We start from the raw sequence: 11,492 nt of genomic DNA, 5'->3' as shown, positions 1-11,492 counted from the left end.
CCAAAGGCCGCCTGGCTTCGTTGCTCCTCAGTCGAAGATCCAGGGAGGATATTCTCCTTCGTCGCGCCTCGCCATCCGGCCTTTGGCGCGAAAACAGGACCCCGCGGAATTTTCGGACACGCTCTCACGGGACGAGTACAGGTTGGGACGCCTCACGATTGGGCAGGTCGGGCTTCTTGTTTGAAGTCCAGCATTAAGTTGTAGCACGCGATACACAGCGGAAACAGATTCGACAAAACGCCGACGGAGTCGTTCTTGCCGAAGATAAAGTAGAGCAGGAGCAGCAAGCTGCCGAGGATGCTCAAGTACCAGAACAGCCTGGGCAAGACCGGCCGCTGCGACGCCCGCGACGCCGCGACTTGCACCGCCCAACGTCCCGCGAAGAGGAACACGCCGGTGTAGCCGATCAATTTCCACGGAGTGATCACGACACCGGCAAAATAGAGAATGGGTTCATTCATGTTCGATCTCTTCCTTCCTGGGCCATGCAATCTGTCGCGCCAGAAGCCAGCGAACGCCGATCAAATCCCGCAAACCGCGCCAGGCGCGCCGCGCCAGGGTGTATTTGGACGCGCCGAACTTTCGCGGCCGGTGGTTCACGGGAATTTCCCACACTCGCAAGCCGGCCCCTCGAAGCAGCGCCGGGATGAACCGGTGCAGCCCGTTAAAAGGAACCAGATGCCGCACGTCAGCGGTGCGCATAGCCTTGAGCGTGCAACCGGTGTCGCGGATGCCGTCGCGCAGCGCCGCCTGCCGGATGGTATTGGCGATCCGCGACGCCGCGCGCCGGAGCCAGGAATCCTGCCGCTGGTCGCGATACCCGCAAACGAGATCGGCCTGGTCGAGGCCGGCCACAAGCCGCGGGATGTCCGCGGGATCGTTCTGGCCGTCGCCATCCATCATTACACAAATCTCGTTCCGGGCGCGAATCAGCCCGGCGTAAAGCGCGGCGCTTTGGCCGAGATTGCGCGGAAACGAAATCAAGCGCACGCCCGCGCAGCTTCGGATCATTTCGGCGGTGCGATCGCGGCTGCCGTCGTTGACCGCGATGATTTCGGCCTCGGGCAGGGTCTGCTGCACTTCCCGCAACACGGCCTGAACATTTTCTTCCTCGTTGTAAAAGGGAATGACGATACTGATCTTCATTCGTTGGGTTTCGCCTTCAGTTCCCGGCAAAGGCTCAGATAAAACTTCTTGATCGGGCGGCCGCGGTGCATGGATTCGGTTGTTTGGATCCGTTCCACGATGGCGAAATCGGCTCGCAGTTGAGCGGGGATTTCCTCGGAATCCGAGACAAAAATCGCGGACGCCGCCGCGAACTGCTTGCGGTAGCCGGGCCAAAACGAGAATTGATTTTCGATCCGAACCGAGTGCGGGAGGAATGTCTCGGTTGGCCGTGGGAGGTAAAACGCAAGCAAACTGGCGTAGGCGTATTTGTTCGCGATGACGAATTGCGCGCCGAATTGTTCCTGCAGCGCCGCGACCTGACGCGCCAGATCTGCCGATCCCCGAACGCGGGTGAGCGGATCGCGGCGCGGCGGCAGGTTCAGCCAGAATGTGTCGTGCAGGACAATCGTTTCGAGAAGGGCCAGCGCCACGGCCACCGCCGTCAGGTTGCGCGCCCATTTCTTCTCGCGCACGCGCGGGATCCAGTGGCTGACTCCGAGGATGACGCCGGCCACGTAGCACGGCGCCGTCCAGTTCGGCTGGCCCGAATCGTTTAAACTCAAGACGGTGTAGAGCGCGAACAACGGCCAGAAGAGCGTTTGCAGAAAACGGAACTCCAGCCGCCCATGGTCTGTTGAATTGACTCCCTCTCTGATTCCGCCTGATTCAACGGCAGCGTGGTTCGACCTCCCGGGCAAGACGGCGCCGACGAGAATGCCGGCTAACACCAGCGGAGAAATCACGCCGGCTTGCTGCCCCACGAATTGAAAGAATTCCCCCGGTGAAAATCGCCACGCCCGATCCAGCGCGCCGCGATGCGCCAGATGCTGCGCCGTTACCCAGCCGTGCTGATAGTTCCAGATCAGAACCGGGGTCAACATCGCGAGCGCCATCAAGACCATCGACGCAAACGTGAATCGTCGGAAGTGGGGGCGGTAATCCCGGTGCAATCCACAAAAGAGCGCAAAGGAAACGATCTCCGCCAGGTTGGTGTATTTGCACAGACTTCCCAGGCCCACGGCGGCGCCGGTCAGGATCCACCAGAGCGGACCGTTCTGGTCTTTGGCCCGCCAGAAGAGAACCGCCGCCAGCGCCCAGAAGAAAACGCTCAAGGGATCGATCGTCATCAGGATGCTGCCCACGGCAAAGAGTGGAATGACACTGCTCAGAAGCAGGCAAGCCCACGCGACCGCTTCGGAAACCAGCGTTCGCGCGAGGACATAAAGCAAAGCTCCCGTGCCGGCGGCCAGCAGCACCGCAAAAAAACGAATGCCAAGAACAGTGTCGCCAAAGATCCAGGCGCCGGCGGCAATCGTCCACGCGACACCCGGACCCTTGCTGAAATATCCGTAATCGAGGTGTTTCGACCAAAGCCAGTAGTAGGCTTCGTCGCCGACCAGTTCGAGCTGCGTGCAGAACCAGAGACGGAAGACTGTGACGAGCACGAGAAAGGCGATGACGCGTCGAGGCACAGGGCAGATTCGTTACGACGTTAGATCCCCATGAGCGACGGGTCTTGGCAGGCCGGGAAGCAGGTCTGGATATCGGCAGTACCATCCAGCCATCCACTTCGGACCGAGCCTGCGCCAAAGCCGACGGCTTGCCAAGAGCGTCGCGTGGCTATAGCCCGACGCCAGGATCAGCGACGCCAGCACGTCGCTCGGATAATGACTGCCAATGTAGATCCGCGAATAGGCGACGACCATTACGACGAGCCAAGCCACACGTCCCCGGCGGCCATAGATCGCGCCGGCCAGGACGGCGAAGGCCACGTTGTTCGCGACGTGGCTCGACGGCATTGAGCGCCCTTTCTCCACGGGACCTGGGGCCGACATCTGAACTCCGCTGCGAGCCACGTGCCGAATGTTGGCGAGGTGCTCGTGGGGGCGTGGCCGGTTCACCAAGTGTTTGAGGGGTCCATTGATTCCTTCTCCAACCAGCACCGACACGAGCGTCAGGACGACGAGCAGGCGCGCGCGATACCCGCCGCAAAGCACCAGCGCGATGGCCGCGGCAAGGATCGGCCATCGCCAGAAACCGAAGTCGGTCACGAAGGCCATGAAGCCGTCCAAAAACGGATTCGCTCCGTCTGAATTGACCAGGTAGAGCACCCACAGATCCGCCCGGTGCAGCAGGCTAAGCATGGGTGAAGAAACGCATCGTGAAAGCTTAGACGACAGCGCCTCGATTAGACACGGAAAAAGTGTGTTTTGGTGTGCGGGTCCCGGCTGACTGGTGTAGAAAAACGCTGCATGAACACGAAGAGAATTCTCCTTTGGATTGCCATTCCCGCCGCTTCGGTCTCGCTGTTCTCCCTCCACGCCTTTGAACTTTCGGAGCTGCAGTGTTTCAAGTCCCGGACTTTTCTCGCGCCGGTTGACTCCGCGGACCACCGGAAATATGCGCCCAGCCGCGAGATGGACGTTCTTCACCTGACGCTGGATGTGACGCCAGACTTCCAACAACGCACCGTCTCCGGCAAGACCACGATCAAATTCAAGCCGATTGCCAAACCGCTCGCCGAACTGCGGCTCGATGCGGTTGATTTGGTCGTCCATTCCATCACCTCGACCGAAACGGTGCAGAGTTTTCAGGTCACGGACAAACAGATCATCATCACTTTTGAGCATCCGATTCCCGCGGACAAGGAAGCCCGCGTGACCGTCGCGCATGCGGCCGAGCCGACGCAAGGGCTTTACTTTCGGACGCCGGAGATGGGCTACAAGGAAGGCGAGACGCAAGTTTGGACGCAAGGCGAAGCGATCGAAGCGCGCCATTGGTTCCCGTGCTACGATTCGCCCAACGAAAAATTCACGTCCGAAGTGATTTGCCGCGTGCCGGAAGGCATGGTGGTGATGTCGAACGGCCGGCTCGTTTCGGAGGAAAAGGATCCGGCCACGGGACTGAAGGCCGTGCGCTGGCTCCAGGACAAACCGCACGTCAATTACCTGATTTCGCTCGTGGCGGGTTATTTCAAGAAGATCGAGGACAAATACAGAGACATCCCCATGGCGTTTCACGCGCCGCCTTCGGAGATCGACCAGGCCACGAATTCGTTTCGGAATACCAAGGACATGATGGCTTTTTTCGAGCGGGAGATCGGCGTGCCGTATCCGTGGGCGAAATATGATCAGGTCTGCGTGCGGGACTTCGTCGCGGGCGGGATGGAGAACACGAGCCTCACCACGCTGACCGATCAAACGCTTTTCACGGCGGCGACGGAGAACATTCGCGACAGCGACGGGCTCGTAGCTCACGAACTGGCGCATCAATGGTTCGGCGATCTGGTCACCTGCAAAGACTGGAGCCACCTCTGGCTGAACGAGGGCTTCGCGACCTACTACGCGCATCTTTACGACGGGCAGAAAAACGGCCGCGACTCGATGCTCTACGGCCTTTACTCCAGCGCGCAAGGGATTCTCGAACAAACCAACGACACGCGGTCCATCGTTTATCGGCAATACGATTCGCCGAACGAACAATTCAACTACCTGGCTTACCCGAAAGGCGGCTGGGTGTTGCACATGCTGCGGTCGCAACTCGGGGAAGACTTGTACCGGCGTTGCATCAAGACCTACCTGGAGCGCCACCAATACGGCAACGTCGTCACGGAGGATCTCAACGCGGTGATCGAGGAGTTGTCCGGGCGCTCGTTTGACCAGTTTTTCGACCAATGGGTTTATCACGCGCACCATCCGGAACTGGAAGTGAGCTACCGTTGGGACGCCAAGGCCAGGCTCGCTAAGGTTTCCATTGCGCAGACTCAAAAGCTCAGCGCGAACGTGTTGCTCTTCAATTTCCCGCTCACGATCCGGTTCAAGAGCAAGGCCGGCGCCTTCGACCGCGCGATCACGGTCAGACAAAAGTCTGAGGACTTTTATTTTCCGCTCCCGGAAGCGCCGGAGATTGTCCGGGTCGATCCAAACCTCACCGTCTTGGCTCAAATCAAGTTCAACCTGCCCGACGCCATGCTGCACGCCCAACTGGCAGACCAAGACGACATGGTAGGCCGTCTGCTTGCAATCGAACAATTGCGCGCGAAAAAGGACCGCACAACGGTGGCCAGGCTGAAGGAAACGCTCCAAAGCGATCCGTTTCATGGCGTGCGCTCGGAAGCCGCCCGTGCGCTCCGCGCGATTCACACGGACGAGGCCTTTGCCGCGCTGATCGATTCGCTCAATCAGCCTGACGCGCGTGCGCGCCAGCAAGTCGTCGTGGCGCTCGCCGGTTTTTACCGGGAAGAGGCCGCGGCCGCGGCGCAACGCGTGCTCAAACAGGAGAAGAACCCGGACATTCTATCGCACGCCTTGGGCGCCCTGGCGGCTTACGGCAAGCCCGAAGTGGAGAAGATCTTCCTGGATTTCTTGAACTCCAGTTCGTATCGCAACGAACTGGCTGACGCGGCGGTCACAGCGCTACGGACCCAGGATGATCCGCGCTATATCGCTCCGTTGCTCGACGCCATCCGGCGGCGTCAATCGGAGTTCTCCAGCTTCGGCCTGGGCCGGGCGCTGGACGCGCTTGCGCATCTGGCCCGGAACGAAAACGAAAAGGATGCCGTGCGCGAGTTCGTTGCGTTGTTTGCCGGGTCGAAGCAGAGAAACGTCCAACTCGCCGCCATCCGCGCGCTGGGAACTCTGGAAGACCCGCAGGCGATTCCCTTGCTGCAAACATTCGCGGGAGCGGCCAAAGAAAGCCCCCAGCGCGGCGCCGCGGAGAGAGCCTTGACCGCGCTGCGCGCCGCGAAGAAACCGGCGGACGATTTGAGAGAGATCCGCGACGAGGTGCTCGAATTGAGAAAGCAGAATCGGGATTTGCGGAAAGAGATGGACGAACTCAAAAAGAAATTCGAGGCGTCAGAGAAACCAGCCTCCTCCAAAACTCCGAAACCGGTCAAAAAGCCAGCCCAGGGCAAAGCGCGGTGAAACCGTGATTAGTTTAGTTTAGTTTAGTTAGCCACGAAGAGCACAAAGAGCACAAAAAAGTAGTGGAGAAGGCCCTTTCGTGTCTTTGGGTGTGTTTCGGCAATGGACGTTTTGAGGATTCTTCAAAGTGCGGCCGAATTGCAAAATGGGGAATGGCCTTGCCTGCCCGCGACCGTGCGGCCGAAGGCTGGCGCGTCGATTCGTCATTGGGGCGAGACTCCTGCCGAGCCCGGATATCCAGGGAAGGAAGCGCTCCGCAGGAGCGTCGCTCCACCGGCCGCTGCATCCTTTCGGCTTGGTGTGGCGCTGCCAGACGCTGATTCTCGCCTTGGGACTTTTGATCGTTTTCCAAGAACACACGCACGCCGCGGCCGACGTGTCTCGCGAACCACGCATCAAGGCTGCTCTGCTCCAGTGGTTCCCATATTATGTCAAATGGCCGGAGGACGCGTTCGCAACGACGAACGCCCCGCTGCTGATCGGCATCCTGGGACCAGACCCCTTCCGCCAAGCTCTGGAAAACTTGCTGGACAAAAAGGTGGACGGGCGCCAGGTCAAAGTCGTGCGCTTTGAATCGGTGGCGGACCTAAGCGAGTGCCACATTTTGTATGTCAACTTGCCGGACCGAAGAGAGGTTCAACGGGCCTTAACCTGGGCTCGGGGGAAACCGATCCTAACCGTTTCCGATCAAGATGATTTTACTCAGCAAGGAGGCATGATCAGCCTTCTCAGACGAAAGAATCACATCAAGCCGCACATCAACAACGCCGCGGCGCGGCGCGGCGGTCTTGTCATCAATTCGAGTTTGCTGACGGTGTCCGAAATCACAGAACCCTGAGTCTCGCGAGAGTTGGTTCTGTTTCGCTAAGCGATCCATTGCCCCTGTACTATCTTCACCTCACGGCCATGCGGTTACTTCTTCGGCAGAACTTCGCGATGCGGCTCATGATCCGCGTTCCAGCGCCGAAGAGCCACTCAATTCCGCTTCGACCGCCGGAGCAGCTCGTAAGCGGCTTTTGCGCGCGGATCGCCGCGTTCGATGGCTTTGATGAGTTCCCCTTCGAGAAGCACGCTCGAATTGTGGATCGCGATTCCCTGTTGCAGGGTGACGCCTTCGGCCTTCTGCGCCTGGTGGAGAGTGACGACGGCCTTTTCGTAATCCCCCTTGCGCAAGGCCTCCGACGCGGCGGAAACGTTATTCCTCACTTCGGGCGGGGCGGTGGCGAAAGTTTGATCCAGGCCGGCCGCAGCCTGTTCGGGGGTGTTCGCTTGGGGAACCGCGTCGCCGGATTTGCTGCAGCCACAAACGATCAGCGCCGCGGCAAGGGCTGCCAAGATCGACGGAGTCTTGAGAGGGGAGATTGTTTTCATGTCAATCAACGGGTTACTCGCCGGTTCTTGTTGCGGGATTGCACCAGAATCGGCCGGGGCGCGCGCCTCGGAAGCCTCCAATCCCGGCCTCTTCGTAATACTTGAGGTATCTCATGTATTCGAACTGGCCGCCGAACATGCCCATGACGACACCGTTCTTGTGCCGTTGGGTGACGCCTTCGTCTGGCCGGCTGGCCACGTTGTCGTAATTGGCGGGCTGGCGTTCGTCCGCTTCCCAAAAGACCATGGCATCCGGTCTGAACTCGGTGATTTTCCAAGTGGTGTATTGCGGCTTGCCGGGAGGACTGGTGGTGTAACTGGAGACCGCCCCATTCATCACGTAACTGCTGACCTGCATCTCGCGCTGCCGGAAGAAAGCGTTGTTCGTCTTCTCCAGAGGGCACCAATACAGGTTGCTCACGCTGTGATACTGATAGAGCTGGCCTTCATTGACTCGATCATCCGCGGGGGTGGCGACCCGGTAGCGCGTGTAGCACCAGTTCGGCACTTTGGTCGCGCCGGAACTCCACGACGTGTACGGCATGAAATCGGTGTTGTCGTTGACGTAAAGGTGAGTGGAAAGCAGCACCTGCTTCATGTTATTGATGCACTTGGTGCGCTGCGCTTGTTCCTTGGCCTTGGCCAGGGCGGGCAAAAGCATGCCGGCCAGGATGCCGATGATCGCAATGACCACGAGCAACTCAATCAACGTGAACGCGCGCGCTCCGGCACGCTCTCGGTTTCGTGGCGGGAGGATGAAGGCAAAGAGCGATTTCATGGTGTGTCTGGATCCTGATGGTTGATTGATTCTTGATTTATTTATCGCCCCGGCTCGTCCCCTAATCAAGCTTTCTCCGGGGCTGGATCCGCGCAGCAGTTCTGCCCATGAACCTCGGAGCGCCAGTCTCCGATCCGGCGCGATTTTCCTGCCGCCCCGATGCGTGCCGGGTCGGAGACCGGCACTCCGGAGGCATGCTACGATGCGCCCTTCTGAGACTCACTTTGGCGCTTCGGGAGCTTGGGGCGCGCTTGGATGTGCGCCGCGACAGATACCCCATGCACTTTGGTTTCTTCTCGCTCCGAAGTCATCTTGATGCCTTGATGTCGTACACGCGGCCTTCGGGCGAAATGGCTTTCACGCCGTAAGAACTTCCGGCCGGCCCGATGGCTTTGACCGCATGGATCTTCCCTTCTTCGTCGATGGCATTGGCTCGGCGGGAGCCCTCGCCCAGCCCTCGCCCCACTCAAGCGACTTAAGTGAAGATTTGCAGGATGCGCGCTTGAATTCTGCGACGATTGCAGTGAAATCGCGGTGAAACGAGGGTTTCAGAGTGCAAACTCGCTCTCTTGGCCAACTCAACCTGTCATGATCGCCCGCGTCGCTCTGGACATCGCCGTCCGCAAGGAATTCGATTACCGCGTGCCGCCCGAGATGGAGGCGCAGGTCGAGGTCGGCTGCCGGGTCAAAGTTCCGTTCGCGACGCGCCAGGTGCTGGGATCGGTCACGGCGATTGTCACGGAATCGCCTCACACGAACCTTCGCTTCCTTCTCAAGGTCATCGGGCAGCATTCCCTGGTGACGCCGCGCGTCCTCAATCTCGCGCGCTGGATCGCCGAGTATTACTGCTGTCCCCTCGAAGTTGCCCTGTGCAGCGTGCTGCCCGACACCGTCCGCAAAGAACAGAAAGGCTGGCGGGAGCGACTCGTGATCCGGATGGCCCCCGGTTCTGATCCGCTGCCGAAATTGACCAAGCGCCAGCAGGACGTTTGGCGAATCGTCCAGGAGTGGAAATCCGTGCCGCTGCAGAAGCTGCTTGAATTGGCGGAAACCACCGCCGCCACAGCCCGCCGGTTGGAGGACCTGGGCCTGGTCACCATCGAACATGAAATCTCGGAACGCGACCCGTACGCGAACGAAGTCATCCTTCCCACCCAGCCCCTGGCCCTCAACCCCGAACAAGCCGCCGCGCTGACGCACATCACCAACGCGCTGGACCGAGTGATTACGAATCACGCCCCACGCTCCACGTTCCTCCTCCACGGCGTCACCGGCAGCGGCAAGACCGAGGTTTATCTCCAGGCTATCGCGCACGCCTTGAAACAGGGCAAAGGCGCAATCGTGCTCGTGCCGGAGATTTCGCTGACGCCGCAGACGGTGGAGCGCTTCAAAGCGCGTTTCAGCTCCGGTCCGCTCAAAACGCTCGTCGCCGTTTTGCACAGCCACCTGTCCGCGGGCGAACGCCACGACGAGTGGCACAAGATCCGGCAAGGCCGGGCCCGCATTGTGATCGGCGCGCGTTCGGCGATCTTTGCGCCGGTCGATCCGCTCGGTTTGATCGTGGTGGATGAAGAGCACGAGCATTCGTACAAGCAGGAGGAAGCGCCGCGTTACCATGCCCGCGACGTGTCGGTGAAACGCGGTCTCGACGAAGGCGCGGTCGTGGTCCTGGGGTCGGCGACGCCTTCGCTGGAAAGTTTCTACAACGCGCAAAAAGGCAAATACGCGCTGCTCGAATTGCGTTCGCGCGTGGACGACCAGAAGCTCCCGCTCGTCCGCGTGATCGATATGCGCAACGAAGCGCGCGACGGCAAAGGCGTGCCCATTTTCTCACGCGCCTTGCGCGAGGCGATCACGCAGCGGCTGGAAAAGAAGGAGCAAGTGATGCTCTTTCTGAACCGCCGCGGCTACGCTTCGTCGATGCTTTGTCCGAAGTGCGGTTACGTGGCCGAGTGCCCGAATTGCAGCCTGGCGCTCACGTATCACCGGCATCTGGAACAAATCTGCTGCCACATCTGTGGCCACAGCGCCGCTGCGCCGACGGTTTGTCCCGAACGCCGCTGCCAAAGTCCCGCGATCCGTTACCTCGGATTGGGAACGGAGAAGGTGGAGGAAACGCTGGGAAAGCTTTTCCCGAAGGCCAACATCGCGCGCATGGATTCCGATGCCATGAAGCGCAAGGACGATTTCCGCCGCCTTCTGGGGAGTTTCAGGACCGGGAAGATCGATATTCTGGTCGGCACGCAAATGATCGCCAAAGGCCTCCATTTCCCGAACGTCACGCTCGTCGGGATCATTTATGCTGATCTCAGCCTGCACATGCCGGATTTTCGGGCGGGAGAAAGGACTTTCCAATTGCTCACGCAAGTTTCCGGGCGCGCGGGCCGGGGCGACGTCGAAGGCGAGGTTTTCGTGCAATCGTTCACGCCCTTTCACCCAGCCATCCAATATGCGCGCCGGCATGACTTCAACGGGTTTTACGAACAGGAGATTGAGTTCCGCGCGCAGCTCAAGTATCCGCCCGTCACGCGTGCGGCGATGCTGACTTTGAAAGGCCGCAACGAGGACAAGGTCAAATTCCTGGCCGAGCACGTGGCGCGCGAGATCGAGAGGAGTCTCCGGGAGATGAAAGACCTGGTGATGGCCGGCCCCGCTCCGGCTCCGTTGCTCCGCGCGGAAACGTTTTACCGCTACCAGATCATGCTGCGCACGCTGCGGATGAGCCAGCTCAGCCAAAAGCTGCCTTCAGTGCTCCAGAAACTTCCCTTGCCCGAGGACATCCGCCTCACGGTGGATATTGATCCCGTGAGCCTGACTTAATTTCGACTGGCGGATTTCGTGGAGCGCGCGGATAAGCCGCCTTTTATCCGCGCTCCTCCGCGACATCCGCGGTTATCCGTGCGTAGTTGAGACGGACAGCAGCGCCGGATGCGCGGTTCGAAACGGCGCTCGCGCCCTTGCAAAACCGTGCAACTGGAGTATTAAGGCTGACATTCTATGAGCGCACGCCTTCGTGATTCTTCCCGGTTGCTCGCCCGTTCACACTGGTCCGCCTTTACGCTGATCGAACTGCTCGTCGTCATCGCAATCATTGCTGTGTTGGCGAGCCTGCTTTTGCCGGCGCTGTCCCGCGCCAAGGCCAAGGCGAACCAGGTCAAATGCGTGAGCAATCTGCGCCAGATCGGCATCGGTTTTCACTTATACGCGGAGGATTCCAACGACAGTTATCCGGCGCACAAAGGCTGGGGCGA

Annotated in this window: 10 protein-coding genes; 4 read left to right on the top strand and 6 right to left on the bottom strand. The window is 59.9% G+C overall.

All coding sequences use genetic code 11. From position 1 onward, the window contains the following. Positions 1-152 precede the first annotated feature (152 nt). From FJ398_20575 to FJ398_20560, 4 genes are read right to left on the bottom strand one after another with little or no spacing between them, the layout of a single operon-like run. Positions 153-461, bottom strand: coding sequence for a hypothetical protein (locus FJ398_20575; GenBank protein ID MBM3840310.1), 309 nt, complete (start codon positions 459-461; stop codon positions 153-155). Next, complete coding sequence (locus FJ398_20570; protein ID MBM3840309.1) at positions 454-1,146, bottom strand: glycosyltransferase family 2 protein; 693 nt, start codon at positions 1,144-1,146, stop codon at positions 454-456. Before FJ398_20570 ends, FJ398_20575 begins: the two co-directional genes overlap by 8 nt. Continuing rightward, on the bottom strand, positions 1,143-2,648 hold the full coding sequence (locus tag FJ398_20565) for a glycosyltransferase family 39 protein (GenBank protein MBM3840308.1): 1,506 nt from the start codon (positions 2,646-2,648) through the stop codon (positions 1,143-1,145). The genes FJ398_20570 and FJ398_20565 overlap by 4 nt, the downstream gene beginning before the upstream one ends. 3 nt (positions 2,649-2,651) lie before the next feature. Further along, entirely contained in the window at positions 2,652-3,311 is a 660-nt protein-coding gene (locus FJ398_20560) for a phosphatase PAP2 family protein (protein MBM3840307.1), read from the bottom strand. A 108-nt stretch (positions 3,312-3,419) separates the two neighbouring features. On the opposite strand from FJ398_20560, the gene FJ398_20555 reads away from it, so the two are divergent. Together FJ398_20555 and FJ398_20550 are read left to right on the top strand one after the other, a co-directional pair. Continuing rightward, positions 3,420-6,092 (top strand): hypothetical protein, encoded by a 2,673-nt coding sequence (locus FJ398_20555; protein ID MBM3840306.1) that lies wholly within the window; start codon positions 3,420-3,422, stop codon positions 6,090-6,092. 145 nt (positions 6,093-6,237) lie between these two features. Further along, positions 6,238-6,930, top strand: coding sequence for a YfiR family protein (locus tag FJ398_20550; protein ID MBM3840305.1), 693 nt, complete (start codon positions 6,238-6,240; stop codon positions 6,928-6,930). A 137-nt stretch (positions 6,931-7,067) separates the two neighbouring features. Here FJ398_20550 and FJ398_20545 read toward each other — a convergent pair whose 3' ends face one another. Continuing rightward, positions 7,068-7,463 carry a hypothetical protein gene (locus tag FJ398_20545; protein MBM3840304.1) on the bottom strand — a complete coding sequence of 132 codons (396 nt, stop codon included), beginning with the start codon at positions 7,461-7,463 and terminating at the stop codon, positions 7,068-7,070. 13 nt (positions 7,464-7,476) lie between these two features. Beyond that, positions 7,477-8,241 carry a prepilin-type N-terminal cleavage/methylation domain-containing protein gene (locus tag FJ398_20540; protein MBM3840303.1) on the bottom strand — a complete coding sequence of 255 codons (765 nt, stop codon included), beginning with the start codon at positions 8,239-8,241 and terminating at the stop codon, positions 7,477-7,479. 588 nt (positions 8,242-8,829) lie between these two features. Here FJ398_20540 and priA point away from each other — a divergent pair. Continuing rightward, complete coding sequence (priA, locus tag FJ398_20535; protein MBM3840302.1) at positions 8,830-11,061, top strand: primosomal protein N'; 2,232 nt, start codon at positions 8,830-8,832, stop codon at positions 11,059-11,061. Positions 11,062-11,238: 177 nt separating this feature from the next. Further along, a partial coding sequence (locus FJ398_20530) for a type II secretion system protein (protein MBM3840301.1) occupies positions 11,239-11,492 on the top strand: 254 nt, incomplete at its 3' end.

The sequence above is a fragment of the Verrucomicrobiota bacterium genome (assembly GCA_016871535.1).
GTDB lineage: Bacteria > Verrucomicrobiota > Verrucomicrobiia > Limisphaerales > SIBE01 > VHCZ01.
Note: the sequence above shows the minus strand (reverse complement) of the source record. Positions and strands in the feature narration are given on the sequence as shown.

Bases quoted from the DNA above. Each gene is read 5' to 3' on its own strand.
- FJ398_20575 (MBM3840310.1), bottom strand. From the start codon at position 461: ATGAATGAACCCATTCTCTATTTTGCCGGTGTCGTGATCACTCCGTGG.
- FJ398_20570 (MBM3840309.1), bottom strand. From the start codon at position 1,146: ATGAAGATCAGTATCGTCATTCCCTTTTACAACGAGGAAGAAAATGTT.
- FJ398_20560 (MBM3840307.1), bottom strand. From the start codon at position 3,311: ATGCTTAGCCTGCTGCACCGGGCGGATCTGTGGGTGCTCTACCTGGTC.
- FJ398_20555 (MBM3840306.1), top strand. From the start codon at position 3,420: ATGAACACGAAGAGAATTCTCCTTTGGATTGCCATTCCCGCCGCTTCG.
- FJ398_20550 (MBM3840305.1), top strand. From the start codon at position 6,238: ATGGGGAATGGCCTTGCCTGCCCGCGACCGTGCGGCCGAAGGCTGGCG.
- FJ398_20545 (MBM3840304.1), bottom strand. From the start codon at position 7,463: ATGAAAACAATCTCCCCTCTCAAGACTCCGTCGATCTTGGCAGCCCTT.
- FJ398_20540 (MBM3840303.1), bottom strand. From the start codon at position 8,241: ATGAAATCGCTCTTTGCCTTCATCCTCCCGCCACGAAACCGAGAGCGT.
- priA (MBM3840302.1), top strand. From the start codon at position 8,830: ATGATCGCCCGCGTCGCTCTGGACATCGCCGTCCGCAAGGAATTCGAT.